Raw genomic sequence first — 17,159 nt, 5'->3', positions numbered from 1 at the left:
CCGGTACGTGGTCAGGCTGCCTGGTCGGCGCTCTGGTAGAAGACCCGGAGCATCCGCTCGGTCTCGCTGCGGTCGAGCATCGAAATTTCCTTGATCACCAGGGAGGAGCTCTCAGCCTCGACCTGCAGGATTTGATGCCCCTGGCGCAGGGCATTGGCAGTCCTGCCGCGGAGCAGCTGGTACTGGTGGATCGAGGTGAACTTTCCACCGACGTGACCGGTGAGGATGTCGTACTGCTCGTCCAGCAGTTCAATGAGATCGGGGTCGCGGATCTCCAGGTTCCGGTTGCGGTGCTCCAGGTTCGCCAGCTGGTCGACAACCCGTTGCGGCTCCTTGGTCGTGATCTCGGTGAAAGAGCACGAAGTCGGAACCTTCCGCCAGAAGGCGTCACGCCGGTTCAGGATGGCCGTCTGGTCCTCGTCGAAGAGCAGGCGGCTTGCCGAGCCGACCACCATATAGACCTGCCCGGCACTGCCGTCGTCGAAGGTGATCCTGCCGTTCTCCGCGATGTGGCTGATGCCGACCATCGAGTAGAACCCGCCAGGATCCGAACCGCGGCGGACGAAGACTTCCCGTGCTTTCTTCGGCAGATAGGCCAGCAGCGCCGGTACCCGCACGACGCGCAGCTCCTTGGTCTTCGTCAGGCCGCCGAGATAGAAGGTCGCAACGAGGGCCCAGATGACGAAGAGAGTGATGAGCCCGGGATGGGCGTCACGCAGCGGCGTCGCGGTGACGGCCCAGATCGTGATCAGGATCCCGCCGATGAAGAACAGGATCTGCTTGATCGGGCTCGGCTGCAGGCTCATGCCGAAGACCCGCAACGCGATCTCGTGGTCAAGGAAGCTGCGGTTCAGCGGACTCGGGATTCCGTACGAACGTGGGGCCATGTCAGTCATCCGATCTGTTCAGAAGCCGCGCGGGCCCGTCGCTGCGGCAGTCACCTGGGTGCTGCGCTCGCAGGCTCGATCCGCTCGTCATCGGTCAGGCGTCCGGGCATCAGCCGAAGGAAGGAACGATCTTTTTCGCGCCCTTCTCTTCCTTCCACCTCACCGTGGCGTCGTACGTCCTGCCCGTCCTGCGGGACACGAAACCCGTCAGGGCAAGCGCCTCGCCCCTTGCGAGCTTCGCGCGCTCGCCGTCGCTGAATTTCCGGCCCGACCAGGACAACGGCGGCTGATCGACCCCGAAGTCCGGCACGATCTTCTTCGTCTTCGCGTCCCAGCCCACCCTGCAGCTGAATGCATTGCCCGTCTTCGCGCTGACGAACCCGTCGAGCGCAAGCTGTTGCCCGGCGATGAGCGCATCGACCTCGTCCTGATTGAAAGTGCGGCCGCACCAGGCCACCGGAGCGTCGGACACCTGCGGCTGGAAGCCCACGTATTTCCGGCCCTTGAACTCGCCGACTGCGAGCGCCCCGGTCGCCGTGAACGGCTTGCCGGCCTTGTTTGTGGCCTGGAAGGAAATTGTCTGCCCGGCCAGCAGCCGGTCGCACTCGTCGGCCGTGAACTCGTGGCCCGACCAGGCCTTCCTGAAGGCGACCTGCTTCGGGCCGCCCGGTGCTGTCTGCCACACACCGTCGACACGACCTGACACCGCCTGTTCTTTCAGGCCCAGCGTGGCGCGCATGGATGCGGCGTTCTTCTGCATCACCGCAATGTCTTCACGCACCCAATCCGCGACGATGGCCAGGCGTTCCTCCGCTGTTGCTGTACCCATGGCGATGTCGCACATGTCGGCGTAGACCTTCTCGGTCAGCGCCAGATCGCCGATGTGCGTGCCCGGTAGCAGCAGCCAGCTCATCTCTCCGGCCTCGGCGAGCGCGAGCTTGCGGCCTTTCTCGACCAGCAACGGGTACTTCGTGCCCGTGCTCGTCACCTCGCTGTAGGTACTGGTCCGCGTGGCGCCGGTGCCGACGTCGCGCTTCTCCAGCTGCTTCATCAGCCATTTCATGCTGGGGTGCTCGGGTCTTTTGTTCGCGCCCTCGAAGACGAACGGCTCGGCTCTGGTGCCCAGACCCTTGCCGTTACTTCCTCCGAGGTCGTCGGAATCCCGGGCTGCCTTCTCTGCGGGATCGTCCCCGGCGTCCGGATCGAAGACCGCCTTCCAGCCGGCGCTCCGGGGGACGTTGGCGGTGCCGGTGAAGGCCGGGTACTTTCCGACGTGCCCTTTCTGCTGCTCGTAGACGTAGTCCCCGGCGATCATGGCCAGATAGTTCCTGCCCAAAGTCTCGTAGATGAGCCGGCCGGTCTTTCCGAACTTCTGCTCGACGGCGTCCAGCGACGGAGGGACGTTGGGGCCAGGCCGGTTCGCGCCGTGCACGCCCTGCGGCCTGACGTGAGTCTTCCGGGCCGTGCGGTGCGTCAGGTGCTTCACCTCGACGCCGACGACGGCGGCGATCCTGTCGATGAGCGGAGCAAGCTCGCTGAACTGCTCCGGGGTGATGGTCTTGTCTTCGGTGCGCGGATACGACAGCACGCCGCCGGATGCCGGCCCCGAACCCGCCCAAGGGGTCGTGTACTCATACATCTTCTGGTAGGTCTCCAGCACGAACTTCGCCTTGACGCCCTGGCCGACGAGCATCGACGACAGGGCCGCGAGGTCCAGGAGCCGCGGGGGAGGGGTCTGCTTGATCGTTGTGCTGTCCGGCACGACAGGCGACGCCGTGTACTGCTGCGGCACCTGGCTCTTCCGGTCGAACCGCGGTTCCTCCGGGTTGGTGTACATCACGCCGTTTTCGTCGCGGAAGCGGTTGGTCCAGTACGGCTTGCGGACGTAGTCGTTGTGCGCCTTGAGTTGGTCGCCCACGAGCTTGACCATCGCGGACTTCAGCCGGCCCTGGCGGGGCACGATGTCCTTGCCGGAGGTGCGCGCCATGTTGGTGGCGATTCTCGACCACTGCTGGCTGGCGAAATCGAACGATGCGCGGTAACACGCCGTCCTGAACGGCGGGTAGTCCACCAGCGACCTGATCGGCGTGCGGTTCACGAACGCCTGCTGAAGCGAGGCGGGAGATTCATCGGTGAAGAACAGCCTGGAAAACTTCACCCCCGGCTTGTCGAGACCGAGCTCGATGATCGCCCGGATGGCGATCGCATCGCCCTCGAAAGTGCCCGGATCATTGTCCGTCGCGATCGCGATCTCACCGCAGGCGGCGAGCTTTGCCTTCATGTCGTCCCGCACCGATGCCGTGTCTTTGACCGGCTCAAGCGCCCACGAGAAATCGTCGAGGTCCCATGGCAGATTCGCCAGATCCCACGTCCTGTACTTGGTGGCCAGCGCAGGATCGACCATTCGGTGCGGGGCGGTGAATTCATAGAGGTGGCCCCTCGCGTGCGCTATGACGAACTGCTCGCCGTTGAACGTGCCCGAGGCTCCGCCCCAGGCTGCCTGGCCGTTGCGTGCAGCGCTCGGCTTCTCCATCAAAATTCCGACAGTCATGCCCGCCTCCTATGGATAGGCGAATCGTTTTCAATTCCATTCTATCTGACAGATGACTCAGATTGATGATTGAATGATGAGTCGGTTTTGTTCGGTCGATGCGGCCCGCAGGCCCGGTCTTGACTGCCCGGGCGGCTGGCCGCGGCTGGGGTTTCGTTGCATCCCGTACCGCGTCAGGGGTAACGTGAATATTCGAATATATATTCGAAGGATGTGAATGATGCAGGCCTCGCAGCCGGAACCCTTGGCACTCGACGGGCCGTTGATCCTCCCGTTTGCGCCGGAAGCCGTCGCGTGCGGCTTCCCCAGTCCGGCAGAAGGCTACTGGTCCGGCGACCTCGATCTCAGCCGGCATCTGGTCCGCGACAAGGTCTCCACCTTCATCTGGCGCGCCTCAGGCCATTCGATGACCGGGGCAGGCATCCACGACGGCGACCTGCTGATCGTCGACCGGGGGATCACCCCCGTGCCCGGCCATATCGTCATCGCCATCGTCGATAGCGAGTACACTGTCAAGCGGCTCGACGTCATCCACGGACGCGTTGTCCTGCTGGCTGAGAACCCGGACTATCAGGACGCCGTTCTCCACGAACTCTCCGAGATGTCCGTCTGGGGCGTCGTCACCTGGATCCTGCATCCTCCCGGCATCAGGCGCGGTGTCAGACCCCGCCGGTAGTCTCCGGCCGTGACATCGCGTACCCAAGCCCCGGCACCTGACCCGATCGCCCTCGTGGACTGCGTGTCCTTCTATGCCAACGCTGAACGGGTCTTTGATCCGACGCTGCGCGACAGGCCGACACTGGTCTTGAGCAATAACGACGGCTGTGTGGTTGCCGCGTGCCCGCTGGTGAAGGCACTGGACCCGGACATCATGGGCAAGCCATGGTTCCAAATACGCGCCTGGTGCCAGGCGAAAGGCGTCGAGGCGCGCTCGTCGAACTATGAGCTGTACGGCTCGCTCAGCTCCCGGGTCGCGACGATCCTGGGCCGGTTCAGCGCCTGGCAGGAGGTGTATATTCTGTACCCTGAAATCTGTTGTAGCGCGCCGGCGGCCATATCAATGGCCTCCTCGCCGGACCCAGCCTTGGAGACTAGAGGACACCGCGGCGCCACCGACCCGTGGTAGTGGGATTCCTGGGATTGGCATCAGTGGTGACCACGGAATTTGGGAAGGATGAGAAAGCGAAATTCTCACGACTCTTACCGGGGACGCGTTTCTGTAACCCCGATGATGAGGTCTTTCCCTTCGGCAGTGACACTGCACGAGTGGCGGCGTAGCTCGACCGACACGGACGAGTGATGCCACGGAACACCGGGACCACCCTCGAATTCAAGTCGTTGCAGCCACCGCTTGAAGGCTCAGGGAGCTACAAACAAGGCGACCTGTCCGAGGTATCAAGCCTCCGTGGACCTGTTTTTCTGACCGGCACACTTTCACATTGAAACCGGCACCGGATTCCGCGACCAACCACTTTGCCGCGTCCAGGGTCCTCCTTCGCCGGTTCCTGTAGGCCTTCTGCCAAACGGAGGTTGGTAGCCTCAGACGCCCAGCATAGCTCCTGCCCGCTTAGTGGACCTCGTTGATGGAAGTGTCCCATCCTGGGCCGCGTAGTCGGACCTGAACCGGACGGCCTCGGTCGGATTGACCCAGCGGGGAACCCGAGGAAACGCGCATCTCGGCGGGGTTTCACGCCCATAGATAGGAACCGGCGGGCGTAGGTTTGGCGCCTGGAAGTCTCAGAACCCGGTCACTGGGTGAGGGGTGTAGGGGGCTTCCAGTTCGGAGACCTCGTCCTCGGTGAGCTCCAGGTTGAGGGCGGCGACGGCATCGTCGATGTGATGGTCTTGGGTGGCCCCGAAAATAGGTGCCGTGACTGTGGGACGGGAGGCGACCCAAGCCAGGGCTATCTGGGCGCGGGGGACCCCACGAGCCGACGCGACCCTGGCTACGGCGTCCACGATGTCCCTGTCGCCTTCTTGGTACAAGGCCTTGCCGAAGTCGTCTGTCGCGCTACGGAGGCTGGTGCTGCCCCAGTCCCGGGTCAGTCGGCCGCGGGCCAGTGGACTCCATGGGATGACTCCGATGCCCTGATCCTGGCAGAGGGTCAGCATTTCGCGTTCTTCTTCGCGGTAGAGCAGGTTGTAGTGGTTCTGCATCGTGGCCAGAGGGGTCCAGCTGTTTAGCCGGGAGGTGTAGAGAGCCTTGGTGAACTGCCAGGCGAACATTGACGAGGCGCCGATGTAGCGGGCCTTACCGGCTTTGACGATCTCGTGCAGGGCCTCCAGCGTCTCTTCAATCGGGGTGTGTGGATCCCACCGGTGGATCTGGTACAGGTCGACGTAATCGGTCCCCAAGCGCCGCAGGCTGTGCTCGATCTCGGAAAGGACGACCTTTCGGGACAGGCCACCACCGTTGGGGCCGGACCGCATAGCCCCGAAAACCTTGGTGGCGATCACCAGCGTGTCGCGCTGCCCGGAGCCGTTGATTGCGCGGCCAAGGATCTCCTCGCTGGTGCCGTCCGAATACACGTTGGCGGTGTCGAAAAAGTTGATGCCGGCGTCGAGAGCCTTCCGGATGAGACGGCGGCTGGCATCTTCGGGCAGGGTCCATTCGTGTGCCCCCCGGTCCGGACTGCCGTAGGACATGCAGCCCAGGCATAAACGCGAAACATCCAGGCCTGTGCTGCCGAGCTTCACGTAGTCCACAATGACCTCCCCGCCGGCTGACAGTCTGTTCGTCGGCCCGAATGTCCATAACGATATCCCGCCAGACCGGGAAGCTGCAGCAGCTGTTGGAAGACCCTCTCAAACTCGGACCGGTTCAAGGGCCTTGGTCGAAGCGCACTTCTACGGAGGATGTGCGTACCACTTCGAGTGCCAGGGCATCCCTCCGGCACGTCGATTTCCTTGCGAGCTGAAGACCGCTGTACCTAGGTTTGTCCCAACGCTACACCGCAACGTTTCGTCGCCTGTGGGCCGGACGCACCGGGCGCCCGGGGACAACCGCGACAACCGGCGCACTGAAGCGGGCGGCGCGGCGGGAAATGTGGTGGGTATCCGGGCGACGGCGGACGGGCGCCGCCGGCTCCGGCAGCTGTTGCGCGGCCCTGGCGAAGAACCAATGTTTGGCGAATTCCACCATGACAATGTAAACAACGATCATTCCCAGTACCGCCAGGAAGAACGGCATCGGCAAAGGATCGAAGCCCAGCACGCCCGCCAGCGCTGACAGCGGGAGGAAGATACCCGCGGCCACGACACCCAAGGATGCGCTCAACAGGCCAACCGAGGGCCGGCTTCGCAGGAACGGAACCCGGCGGGTCCTGATGGCGAAAATGATGAGGGTCTGTGTGGCAATGGATTCGATGAACCAGCCGGCCCGGAATTCTCCCGGGACTGCGTTGAAGACGAAGAGCATGAGGGCGAAGGTCGCAAAGTCGAAGATGGAGCTGATCGGCCCGAAGAGGAACATGAAGCGCCGGATGAAGGCGATGTTCCAGTGCGACGGTGCCAGCAGTTGTTCCTTGTCCACGCGGTCACCCGGGATGGCGAGCTGGCCGCTGTCGTAGAGGAGGTTGTTGAGCAGGATCTGCCCGGGCAGCATGGGGAGGAAGCTCAGCACTACTGACGCCGTGGCGGCGCTGAACATGTTGCCGAAGTTGCTGGATGTTCCCATCAGCACGTATTTGATGGTGTTCGCAAAGATCCTCCGGCCCTCCATCACGCCTTCGGCCAGGACGCCCAGGTCCTTATCCATCAGCACCACATCGGCTGCGTCCTTGGCGACGTCGGTGGCGCTGTCCACGGAGATGCCGATGTCCGCTTTGTGAAGGGCCAGGGCGTCGTTGACGCCGTCGCCCATGAAGCCCACGGCCCCGCCGCTTTGGCGCAGCAGGGTGATGATGCGGGCCTTCTGCTCGGGCGAGACGCGGGCAAAGATGGTGGCTTCCCGGGCGGCGGCGGCCAGCTCGGTATCGGGCAGGGCGTCCACGTCCGCGCCCGTGAGTGTTCCACCGGAAATCACTCCTAGTTCGGAGCATACTTTTTCGGCTACTTTGGCGTTGTCTCCGGTAGCGATTTTCACGGAGATGCCCAGTGTGGCCAGCTGGTCCAGGGACATTTTCGCGTTCGCCTTTGGCCGGTCGAGGAAAACGAGGAAACCGGCGAGGACAAGGTCCCTTTCGTCGTCAGGCGTGATGTTGACGAGCCCCGTGGCTGGGCGGGTGGCGACCGCCACGACGCGCGATCCGGCGTCGAATTGTTCGTCCAGCATGGCCTGCACGTTAGGCGACGTCGGGCCGCAGAGGGCGAGCACGTCCTCGGGCGCACCCTTGGTGACCAGGCGTGCCGGGCCTCCGGCTTCCCGCACCAGCACACTGGTGCGCCGGCGCTGGTGGTCGAAGTCGATTAGGTCGAGACGCTCGAAGCGGGCAGGATCAAAAGCGGCCGCCCCCGTGCTGTCCCACAGTGCGGCGTCCAGCGGATTCTGCCCGGCCGTGGATTGTTTGGCCTCGGCGTAGACGGTTTCGGTGGCCAGCAGACCCAAAGTGAGGAGTTCGACGTCGGAGACTTCCCGTGAAGCGGGAAGCGCGCCGGTGAAACTGATGCGCCCCTCCGTGAGGGTGCCGGTCTTGTCAGTAACCAGGATGTCCATGTCGCCCAGGTCCTCGATGCAGACCAGTCGTTTGACGAGGACTTTCCGGCGGGCCAGATAGCGGGTGCCGGTGGCGAGGCTGGTGCTCACGACAGCGGGCAGCAGCTGTGGAGTGATGCCGACGGCGATTGCCAGGGAGAACAGCAGCGACTCGATGAGCGGGCGGTGCAGCAGCAGGTTCGCGATGAAGATCAACGTGGTGAGCCCGAGGGCCACCTGCAAAAGCAGGAACGAGAACCGCTTGAGCCCGAGCTGGAATTCGGTTTGTGGCTGCCGTTCTCCCAGGCCCAGAGCGATCCGGCCGAATTCGGCGCGGCCGCCGGTGGCCACCACCACGCCGGTGCAGCCGCCGGACTGGATGACGGTTCCCATGAAGACACAGGATGCAAGGTCGCCCAGGGCCGCCCCGGGCACCGCCGGGGCCGGATCCTTGCCCGCCGGAAGGGACTCCCCGGTCAGGATGCTCTCGTCGCAGAGGAGGTTGTTCGTGCTCAGGAGGCGGATGTCTGCGGGGATGACAGCGCCCAGGCTTAGGTGTACGACGTCGCCCGGCACCAGGTCGGTGACGTTCACATCCTGCGTGGTTCCATCGCGGAGCACGACGGCGCGGTGCGTCACCCGGGAATGCAAGGCTTCGGAAGCCCGTTCGGCACGGAATTCGTTGGTGAAGCCCAAGCCTACGCTAATCAGCAGGATCACGCCGATCACGATCGAATTCGTGGCATCGCCCAGGAAAAGAGACAGCCCCGCGGTCATGATCAGCAGGATCAGGATGGGGCTGGCGAACTGCCGGCCCAACACCGCCCATCCATTGGCCCTGTGCGTCCGCACGGCGTTCGGCCCCAGTTCTTCCAGGCGCTCCGAGGCTTCCGTGTTTGTAAGCCCTGCCGGGCTGGAGCCGAGTTGTTCAAGCACCTGGCCCGGGGAAAGGGATGCGGCCTCGGTGATCGGCAGCTGCAGGGGGTGCCGCTCCTGGACGTTGAGATCTGACATGCCGTATCCGTTCGAATGCGTCGCCCGAGGGGCGCCCTTGGGATAAGGGTACGGCTTGGGCCGGGTGCTTGTGATGCGCGGCAGAGCGTCATGGACCCCGGTGGGTGCCGTTCCGCCCGGGGCCGCGCGGGCGTATTCTTTGGGCAAGGGCAGGAAATGCCAGATCGAGAGTGTGGCACGGAGCCCTGAACGGTTCGAGGCGTCATGGAAAAAGCACCTTTTCCCGCCGAAAATCCAGGGCGGCGCCAGCACCCGAACCAGGTGGTCAACAGTTACGTCGCGCTCTTGGGGCTGGTCCGGGACGCGGGCTTGCTGCGACGCAGGCGCGGCTTCTACATCATCCTTTTCACCATATTGATGGCAGCATGGGCCGGCGCCTGGGCCGGCTTCTTCCTGCTTGAGGACACCTGGTTCCAGTTGCTGATCGCCGCCGGAATGGGTGTGGTGCTGACCCAATTGGGGTTCCTGGCGCATGAGGCGGCACACCGTCAGGTCTTCGCATCAAAAGCCATGAATGAATGGTCCGCGCGCCTGATTGGTACAGGGTTGGTGGGGATCAGCTACGCCATGTGGGTGCAGAAGCACACACCCCACCACAACCACCCCGAACATGATCGACAAGGATCCGGATATCCACACCGGGGCGATCGCCTTCCACCCGCAGGCGGCGGCTTCACGTCGCGGCTTCATGATCCATCTCACGCGCCGCCAGGGATGGCTGTTGTTTCCGTTGCTGTTCTTCCTGGGCGTGAGCCTTCACGTTGATTCGCTGAAGTATCTGCTCTGCCGCGGAAACGTGGACCATCGCTGGCTGGAGATTCCGATTCTGGTATTGCGCCTGCTCATTGTTCCCGCACTGGTGTTCTGGCTGCTGCCCCTGGGTATGGCGTTCGCGTTCCTCGGCGTGCAGGTGGGCGTATTCGGGTTCTACATGGGCGCCTCGTTCGCGCCCAACCACAAGGGCATGCCCATCCTTCCGGCTTCCAGCCGGGCGGATTTCCTTAACCGCCAGGTACTCACGGGACGCAACATCGCCGGCGGCCGGTTCTTGGACACCCTCATGGGCGGGCTAAACCGCCAGATCGAACACCACCTGTTCCCGGACATGCCCCGCCCGTACCTGCACCGCGCCGCAGCACTGGTGCGCTCCACCTGCAAGGAGCATGGAATCCCCTACACCGAGACCAGCCTCATCGCCTCCTACGCGATCGTGGTCCGATACCTGAACGCCGTCGGCCTCTTCGCCGGGGGACCGTTCGAATGCCCCGTGGCGGGAAGCCGCTGAGCCGGCATCAGCAGAGCCGCAGACGAAACAGAAGGATTGACATTTACCGAAGGGAAAGTGACCAGTGGTGGCATCCGAACCAGTCATACCCGGAAAGAGTCCGACGAGGCAGACACCACCGAAGGGGCCGACCCCGGGCACCGGCATTCCCGTTACCTCAGAGGCAAGGCCCAAGCCGACCCGGTCAGGGGTGGTCTGGGTTGCCGTGGTCACGGCCCTTGTCCTGCTGTTGCTGCTGATCATCTTCATCCTGCAGAACCAGGAACCCGCCAGGGTAATGTTCCTCGGCCTCCAGGGCACGCTCTCCCTGGGCATGGCCTTGTTCATCGCAAGCGTCGCCGGTGGAATACTCGTAGCCGTTGCCGGCGCAGCGAGGATCATCCGGCTCCGCTCCAACGCCCGCAAGCATCGGGTGCTCCGCAAACAAGGCTGACCGCCGCTTCATGGGAACCGACTTCGGGAAACCGCGGCCCGACGCCGTGCGGCAGTTCCCTGCTTGCCCTGCGACGGTGGCGCGTTCCGGTGGGAGAATGACTTATGAGTATTAACGTGTCATCTCATGGGCAGGTGATGGACAGTTCGCCGGAGTCAACGCTGCGGCTGACATCGGTAGTGGCAGTTTCCCGGGAGGCCTACGCCCTTAAGGCACCGGCAAGGTACACGGTTTCTGCGGTCTTTTCGCGCCGGGTGAATCCGGCCGAAGCCCGTTCGATTCAGGGTCCGACGATGCACGCACGGCTGGAAGAGCTCGGCTACGGCCACGTCAGCCTCGTGATCGATGATCGCCGGCTGAAGATCGTCAACACCAATCTGGAGGAGCTGAAATCCGGTATGGCCTCCGTGATCGGATCCCTCGTGCGGGAGACTAGCGATCAGATGCGTCTTGAGCAGGAGCAACGGGATGAAGCGGCCCTGGTGAAGAGCAAGGCCGACGATGCCAGGGGAAAGGAAATCGAGGCATTGGCGCACGAGATCACCTTCGACTAGGACGGTCGGTGAAGCGCAAATAGTAGCTGCACCTTCCCTGGGACGTCGGGGACGGCCGTTACCTGCCGATTCGCGGGTGGTGGCCTAGCCGAGCGTGGCCAGCACCTGGCGCTCGGCTTCGACCAGGACGGACGTGTGGGCGTCGATCTGCATGATTTCACCGTCGATCTGCAGTGCAATTGGATCGAGGGTGAGGAATTCGTAGCGGCTGCGGCTTTGTTGGGGTCCAAGACCGATGGTGACTGCCCGAAGAGTCATCAAGGCGATGCGCCATTTGCGGGCATGGGGCAGCATGATGACCTCGAACATTCCGTCGTTGGGCTCCCCCGTTTCACTGATCTTGCCGTATTTGGCCATATGAGCGATGTTGGCCAACACGAGGCTGTCGAACCTGGCACGGGCACCGTCCGCGCGGGCGATCTCAATCGGGGTGAGGCTTGAAAAGGTACGGGCGACGGAGATGAGTTCAGAGAGCATGCCCTTGGTGCCTTCTTCTATGCTGGTGGCCATGGCCGGTGTGAGCCCGAATCCGATGTATGAGTGAGCGTACCGCGACCAGGCATCAGTTCCTTCTCCGATCTGCAACCGCAGAAGGTCAAGCCGGCGGACTTCGCCGCCGACGATGGCCTCGATCAGCGGCATCTGGCCGGTGCTGCGCCGGTGGTCGTTGGCGTTGCCCCCCGCCATAACCGCGCAGACCGCGTTGCCCCCGGCATCCATCACGCCATTGATGACCTCGTTGTACCCTCCGTCGCCACTGATCGAGACGATCAAGGGTCGACCCGCAGATGCCATTTCGCACGCCAGTACCCTGCCATGCCCGGCGAAGCCGGTAGGCTGCAGGCTGACCGGCAACGCAGGCAGCCGGGCGCGCAGATCCTCGCACAACCGTCCGGCCAAACGGCCCGCGTCGCGTCTGCCGGCAGGATTGAAAATCAGGACGATCCGATCGAACCGCTCCGGAGTTGAAGGCTCAGACAGTGCTCCTCACCGCCACGGTTCCGGCCCGCGGGCAAACCTGCTGCCGGTGATCTGCTCCGGGGTGATCTCAATAAAGATGTACTTGATCGTGGGGATCCAAGAGCGCAGCGGCAGCCTCGTCAACGCTTCAATGTCGATTTCCCGTTGCAGTGAACCCGCGGTCCTTTTCATGATGACGCTCCAGGTCGCGTCGGCGATGAAGCCGTCTGTTTCCAGCGCCACGTAGCGGTTGATGGTAAGGCTGACAAGTTTGCTGAGCTGAGCCGTCCTGAAGAGGACGACACCGTCATGGGCCAGAAAATTGATGGGGAAGATTTCCGGCTGGTCTCCGACACTGACTGCCAAACGGCCAAACTCTAAACCGGCCAGCAGATCCCACGACCGGGCCGCGCCCAGTACGACCACCGGGTTCTCCTGGTCAGCACCCAACACGTCTCCGTTCTGCCCCGACGGGCGTGGACCCATCACCTGCCCGCGTGAACGATGCGGTCCAATTCATTCTCTCCCCGTCCGGCCGGCCACGGAAGATCCGGGGGCCAACCCGCCCGCAGTCCGCCCGTGGCACCGAAAGCGTGTAAACTCGAGGTAAGTCGGGACATCGTGACAAGGAATCCGGATACCCGAGCAATGAGCCCAACCCCGCAAATGCGCCCGTGAAAACCACCGATGCGACCCCAGGCCACATTGATGAGGGCGCCGCGGAGAGCTGGGACAACGAGGGCGGCCACGACCGTGCTGCATCCGCAGAACGGCCCGACGGCAGCGACCTCCCCTAGGCGGCCCGGCTTCGGACCGCTTAAAGTGCAGTCGCCGCCGTCCCCACGTTTTCGCGGACCCGACAGCGCATCCCAAAGAAACGTTGGCACAAGACATGACCACCACCCAGTACCAGCCCCTCCAAGCCACCAGCGCCCTCACCCTCAGCGGCGTCCTCGCCTCGGCCTTGCCGCACGACATCGGCACGGCGAAAGGTTCCGCCCTCTACACCGTCCCGGCCGTCTTCTCCCGCAGGCCCCAACCCAGGGAACTCGACCTCCTTCACAGCAGTGACGTGGGCCGGCGCCTCGAAGAAGCAGGCTACAGCGAAGTCGAGCTCCGCGTCTCGGACCGGCGGCTCCTCATCACCAACACCAACCTGGAAGAACTCAAGGCAGGCCTGGCCCATCTCGTGGGCACGATCCTGCGCGAAGTCTCCGAACAGGCTTCACTTGAGCGCACCAACCGGGCAGAGGAACTGGACGCCTTGGGCCTGATCGAGGAACACCGCCTCGAAGCGGTACGCGCATCCGCGGCAGAAGTCCGCTTCGACTAAGGCCATCCCATCTCCGTTCCGCATCTCTTCGGGGACACTCACCACCCAAGGAGCATCGACCAGCCACCCGCCCCGGCGTGGATTGTCCTCGCTTGACGTCCGTTGTGTTGATCGGGGGCAAGGCCAATCGGCGGGTCGGGAGGGCTGTGACGTTGTTATTGGCACTGAAAGCCTTGAGGAGTTTGTCGCGTTCTTCAAGCAGTCGTCCCCGTCGGGCTGTCGAAGTTCGTTGACGAGAACGCTCGACCACTCCTGAATACGCAGCGCGGTGCCGTAGAGACCGTCGACGAAGGCAGCATCGCGTGTCTGGGACCGCGGCCTCCACCGCGTTCGCTCTCTCCCGTCGGGAGCGATGCCGAGAACACCCACGTCCCGCCAAAGCCTGTAGGCGCCCGGCGAGAACCAATTCACATCAGCAGACCTGACCCGAGACGCCCCCGCCCGGCCGCGGCTACCTGCAAAGTCCAGACGAGGCCCCAAGCCCGTATGGCGATAGTGCCGCCTCGAACAAAACTCGCCGATGTACCGACGGGCGTGGGGGCTCCCTGCAGCCGCTCGGTCGACGCATTGAACGCGGAAATCGCCGACAGATCATCACGCCACGTCGACCCCGCCACGCTCTTGGGATTGGCCTCATCCGTCCGGTGCCAAAACTTGTAGTCGAAAAGGTCATCGTCCGTGGCGGCATCCCAGTAAACTCGGCGAAGCTCCAAGAAGTTCAATGAGACACGCAACGCGAAGGCATACTTTCGATTCGTGGAAGCGGCACGATTGCGCATCCTCCGACTCGCGAAAAATGCATTGAACGCGGGGTGCGGAGCACCCCGCCCGTCGAGCAGGAAGGGCCGTCCCACCCGCTCAGCATTTCCGGCAACACCCGACAACGCGTCAATGACGCGGGCAAGCAGAGGGTCATCATCGTCCCGAGGCATTGCCTGCACGAAATGGAGGTGTTAGATCTTCCCCTCCAACGTGTCCATCTCCAGAACCTAAACGAGGAACAAGGGCCTTCATCGACAACACAGGAGAGGGGGGTGAGAATGTATTCGATCGACGATAGCTGGCTGAAGCTGCGGGGACCGCCTGGGGAGCTCGAACCGCTGGGCCAGGAGATCCGCCGGACCGTCCTGCAGCCCACCGGCATCCCCGTCCGGGTGGCGATCGGCATCAAGAAGAACCCCGCATTCGACGGCGTTTTGGACCTTCGGCGCTTCCCGGAAGAGCAAGTGAACAGAATCCTGGACTCCCTGCATGTGACGGACCTCTGGGGCGTCGCCGGCCGCAACGGCAAACGCCTGGCCGGGCTGGGAATCCACACCGCCAGGGAACTGCGCGATGCCGATCCCAAGTGGCTGCGCAAGCAGTTCTCAGTCGTCATGGAACGGACAGTGCTGGAGCTCCGCGGGCAGAAATGCATCGAGCTGGAGACCCAGCCGCGCGTAGCCAACGACCAGCTGATCTATTCCCGGTCGTTTTCGCGAAAGATCACCGATCCCGACGAGATGCACCAGGTGCTCTCGATCTACGCCCAACGGGTGTCGGCCCGCCTCCGGGCCCAACGCTCGGTCGCCGGGGTGCTGACGGTGTGGGCCTCGACCGGCTGGGCCGACGAAGGCACGGTGCCCCATTCGGCGAACAGGGCGGTGACGCTGGTGGTCCCGAGTGATGATCCGATTGCGCTGACCAAAGCGGCCTGCGCGATCCTGCCCGATCTCTTTCCGTCACCCGGCATCCGCTACGCCCGGGCCGGAGTTGTGCTGACCGGGCTGCGCCCGGCGGACGGCTTCCGGCTCCTGCCCGTGTTCCAGCCGGAGTCCGAAACCCGCGGCATCGGCGCGGTGCTGGACGACATCACCCGGAAGCTCGGCAAGGAGATTGTCGGGGTCAGCCGTAGCGGCCTGAAAACTCCTCCCGATTGGGAAATGAAACGCGCAATGCTCTTGAAGCGGTGCACCACCCACTGGGACGAGTTGCCGGTCGCCGTGGCGTAGCCAGGCGGTTCAACCGGCGTGCACCCTATCGCGGGGTCAGGATCCAAGGGTCCGCCACGTTGAGCTTCCGGCAGCGGTTGTCGAATCCACGTCTCACAGGAGCACGACAGGTTCCCTCTGTACCGTTCCGGGGATGGGTGTACAACCGAAAGCCGCCACGGTAGCGGATGATTTGAGCGGCCCCCGGCTCAGCTCGAAGCGCGCGAAAGCGGAGACCGTGGCCATCGTCGCCGTCTTCGCCCTCTACGCGGCTTTCCTGCTGAAGCTGCTTCTGTTCTCGCGTGCACCGGGTTCGGAGAGATCGATCAATCTCGTCCCGTTCGCAAGTATCGCGGACTATGCGTTGAGCCATTCTCCCGGATCCGGGAGAATGGCGTTCGCCAACGTGGTCGGGAACATCCTGATCTTCATCCCGCTCGGAGTCTACGCATCCTGGCTCCGGCAGCGGGCGGCCGCATGGCGGACCATGCTCGCCGTCGCCTCGGTCAGCGTCGCCGTAGAGATCGTCCAAGGCGTGTTCGCGGTCGGCGCATCGGACATCGACGACGTGATCCTGAACTGCGTCGGCTGACTCATCGGAATATTCGCCTTCCGGCTGCTCTCGGCGGTCCTGCGCGAGCGAGCCCGGGTACGGACCGCGACGGCCGTGTTGGCACTGCTTTCGATGCCCGTCTGGTGCTGTTTCCTCTTCATCATCCGGCTACGCATGTGAACACAGGCCCCAACCGTCACGAGCGGTAACCCGTGAACCACGGCGGCAGCAGTTGTGCGGGTGTGGTTCCGGCCGGTCGGTAAGGCTGCCCAAGCCACATTGGATGGGGTTCCGACCGGAATCGACCAGTCGATGTTTTGCCAACGCATTCCAGCACCGTTTGGCTGACGCCGGTGAAGGTTCCGGCTTTACGTGTGTTGACCGTCCCGGGAAAGTACCGTGAGGCCCGCAACGCGGGCCTCGTGTGCCTGCCCGAGGTGCGCTCCTGGTCTGCTGCCATGAGCGGCATCAGCCCTTCCTCTTTCCGCTTCCCTTCCCGTTCCCGTTCGCCTTCCCGTACCCGTTTCCGTTTGCGGTCGCGTTCGTGTTTCCGTTCTGGCTCGTGGCCGTCCCGCCGATGAGGTTCTGGGGCGGGGCGTCAAAGTCGCCGTGGTCGTAGAAGCCGACGACCTGCTGCATGTACTGCGCCCACTGTGGTCCGGCGATGTAGGCCCCGTCCACTACGGGGTAGTACTTGCCGTTGATCGTGACGTCGCGTCCGAGCCGCGAGGGCCCGCCGTTGAAGGGGTCTCCGAAGAAGGACGCCGTTGCCAGGCCTTTCGTGTAGCCGAGGACCCAGGTCTGGTTGTTGTACTGGTTGGTTCCGGTCTTGGCGGCGTCCGGGACGCCGAGCTTCTGTGGAATGAGCAGGCCGGAGCCCTTGGTGAGGACGTCTTGGAGGACGTTCGTCGTGGCCTCCGCGACGCCCGGTTGCAGGGCGTTCGGCTTGCACGCGGATGTCTGCCCGCCTATTTTCTTGCCCGCGG

General features: G+C 63.7%; 15 protein-coding genes and 2 pseudogenes. 9 read left to right on the top strand and 8 right to left on the bottom strand.

All coding sequences use genetic code 11. The features are described 5' to 3' along the window. Window positions 1–11: 11 nt before the first annotated feature. Together E1809_RS23730 and E1809_RS23725 are read right to left on the bottom strand one after the other, a co-directional pair. Window positions 12–887, bottom strand: coding sequence for a hypothetical protein (locus E1809_RS23730; RefSeq protein ID WP_133206707.1), 876 nt, complete (start codon window positions 885–887; stop codon window positions 12–14). 109 nt (window positions 888–996) lie between these two features. After that, complete coding sequence (locus tag E1809_RS23725) at window positions 997–3,438, bottom strand: DNA topoisomerase (RefSeq protein ID WP_133206706.1); 2,442 nt, start codon at window positions 3,436–3,438, stop codon at window positions 997–999. Window positions 3,439–3,655: 217 nt separating this feature from the next. Here E1809_RS23725 and E1809_RS23720 point away from each other — a divergent pair, with 217 nt between their 5' ends. After that, the gene (locus E1809_RS23720; RefSeq protein ID WP_133206705.1) at window positions 3,656–4,114 is read left to right on the top strand and encodes a LexA family protein; all 459 of its coding nucleotides are present in this window, start codon (window positions 3,656–3,658) and stop codon (window positions 4,112–4,114) included. Between the two features lie 9 nt (window positions 4,115–4,123). Continuing rightward, entirely contained in the window at window positions 4,124–4,564 is a 441-nt protein-coding gene (locus tag E1809_RS23715) for a Y-family DNA polymerase (protein WP_235835751.1), read from the top strand. A gap of 611 nt (window positions 4,565–5,175) precedes the next feature. Here the strand turns inward: E1809_RS23715 and E1809_RS23710 are convergent. After that, a complete protein-coding gene (locus E1809_RS23710; protein WP_133206704.1) occupies window positions 5,176–6,144 on the bottom strand; it encodes an aldo/keto reductase in 969 nt (322 codons plus the stop codon). A gap of 241 nt (window positions 6,145–6,385) precedes the next feature. Further along, a complete protein-coding gene (gene mgtA / locus E1809_RS23705; RefSeq protein ID WP_133206703.1) occupies window positions 6,386–9,085 on the bottom strand; it encodes a magnesium-translocating P-type ATPase in 2,700 nt (899 codons plus the stop codon). A gap of 204 nt (window positions 9,086–9,289) precedes the next feature. On the opposite strand from mgtA, the pseudogene E1809_RS28070 reads away from it, so the two are divergent. The 3 genes and pseudogenes from E1809_RS28070 to E1809_RS23690 all read left to right on the top strand — a co-directional run bounded on the left by E1809_RS28070 (window position 9,290) and on the right by E1809_RS23690 (window position 11,357). Then, window positions 9,290–10,370, top strand: a pseudogene (locus E1809_RS28070) (fatty acid desaturase family protein). A 67-nt stretch (window positions 10,371–10,437) separates the two neighbouring features. After that, window positions 10,438–10,803 (top strand): LapA family protein, encoded by a 366-nt coding sequence (locus E1809_RS23695; RefSeq protein WP_235835750.1) that lies wholly within the window; start codon window positions 10,438–10,440, stop codon window positions 10,801–10,803. A 116-nt stretch (window positions 10,804–10,919) separates the two neighbouring features. After that, complete coding sequence (locus E1809_RS23690) at window positions 10,920–11,357, top strand: hypothetical protein (RefSeq protein ID WP_133206701.1); 438 nt, start codon at window positions 10,920–10,922, stop codon at window positions 11,355–11,357. Window positions 11,358–11,441: 84 nt separating this feature from the next. Here the strand turns inward: E1809_RS23690 and E1809_RS23685 are convergent, their stop codons facing one another. Together E1809_RS23685 and E1809_RS23680 are read right to left on the bottom strand one after the other, a co-directional pair. Continuing rightward, window positions 11,442–12,293, bottom strand: a complete 852-nt coding sequence (locus E1809_RS23685; protein ID WP_308167016.1) for a diacylglycerol/lipid kinase family protein — start codon at window positions 12,291–12,293, stop codon at window positions 11,442–11,444. A 51-nt stretch (window positions 12,294–12,344) separates the two neighbouring features. After that, a complete protein-coding gene (locus E1809_RS23680) occupies window positions 12,345–12,767 on the bottom strand; it encodes a pyridoxamine 5'-phosphate oxidase family protein (protein ID WP_205754315.1) in 423 nt (140 codons plus the stop codon). A 224-nt stretch (window positions 12,768–12,991) separates the two neighbouring features. Here E1809_RS23680 and E1809_RS27810 point away from each other — a divergent pair, with 224 nt between their 5' ends. Next, window positions 12,992–13,114: a hypothetical protein gene (locus E1809_RS27810; protein ID WP_268908735.1), complete on the top strand. Its 123-nt coding sequence runs from the start codon at window positions 12,992–12,994 to the stop codon at window positions 13,112–13,114. Window positions 13,115–13,209: 95 nt separating this feature from the next. Continuing rightward, window positions 13,210–13,650 carry a hypothetical protein gene (locus tag E1809_RS23675; protein ID WP_133206698.1) on the top strand — a complete coding sequence of 147 codons (441 nt, stop codon included), beginning with the start codon at window positions 13,210–13,212 and terminating at the stop codon, window positions 13,648–13,650. 407 nt (window positions 13,651–14,057) lie between these two features. Here the strand turns inward: E1809_RS23675 and E1809_RS27185 are convergent, their stop codons facing one another. Then, entirely contained in the window at window positions 14,058–14,372 is a 315-nt protein-coding gene (locus tag E1809_RS27185) for a hypothetical protein (RefSeq protein ID WP_133206697.1), read from the bottom strand. Window positions 14,373–14,690: 318 nt separating this feature from the next. Here E1809_RS27185 and E1809_RS23665 point away from each other — a divergent pair, with 318 nt between their 5' ends. Beyond that, complete coding sequence (locus tag E1809_RS23665) at window positions 14,691–15,641, top strand: DinB/UmuC family translesion DNA polymerase (protein ID WP_133206715.1); 951 nt, start codon at window positions 14,691–14,693, stop codon at window positions 15,639–15,641. A 133-nt stretch (window positions 15,642–15,774) separates the two neighbouring features. Further along, window positions 15,775–16,212: a VanZ family protein gene (locus E1809_RS23660; RefSeq protein WP_133206696.1), complete on the top strand. Its 438-nt coding sequence runs from the start codon at window positions 15,775–15,777 to the stop codon at window positions 16,210–16,212. Between the two features lie 429 nt (window positions 16,213–16,641). Here the strand turns inward: E1809_RS23660 and E1809_RS23655 are convergent. Continuing rightward, window positions 16,642–17,159: pseudogene (locus E1809_RS23655) on the bottom strand (transglycosylase domain-containing protein); the annotation flags it as partial.

The organism is Arthrobacter terricola (genome assembly GCF_004354015.1).
Lineage (GTDB): Bacteria > Actinomycetota > Actinomycetes > Actinomycetales > Micrococcaceae > Arthrobacter > Arthrobacter terricola.
The sequence above is the reverse complement of the archived record's forward strand: the minus strand, read 5'-3'. Positions and strand labels throughout refer to the sequence as shown.

Coding starts and splice junctions, on each gene's coding strand:
- E1809_RS23730 (WP_133206707.1), bottom strand. CDS start 887: ATGGCCCCACGTTCGTACGGAATCCCGAGTCCGCTGAACCGCAGCTTC.
- E1809_RS23725 (WP_133206706.1), bottom strand. CDS start 3,438: ATGACTGTCGGAATTTTGATGGAGAAGCCGAGCGCTGCACGCAACGGC.
- E1809_RS23720 (WP_133206705.1), top strand. CDS start 3,656: ATGATGCAGGCCTCGCAGCCGGAACCCTTGGCACTCGACGGGCCGTTG.
- mgtA (WP_133206703.1), bottom strand. CDS start 9,085: ATGTCAGATCTCAACGTCCAGGAGCGGCACCCCCTGCAGCTGCCGATC.
- E1809_RS23675 (WP_133206698.1), top strand. CDS start 13,210: ATGACCACCACCCAGTACCAGCCCCTCCAAGCCACCAGCGCCCTCACC.
- E1809_RS23665 (WP_133206715.1), top strand. CDS start 14,691: ATGTATTCGATCGACGATAGCTGGCTGAAGCTGCGGGGACCGCCTGGG.
- E1809_RS23660 (WP_133206696.1), top strand. CDS start 15,775: ATGGGTGTACAACCGAAAGCCGCCACGGTAGCGGATGATTTGAGCGGC.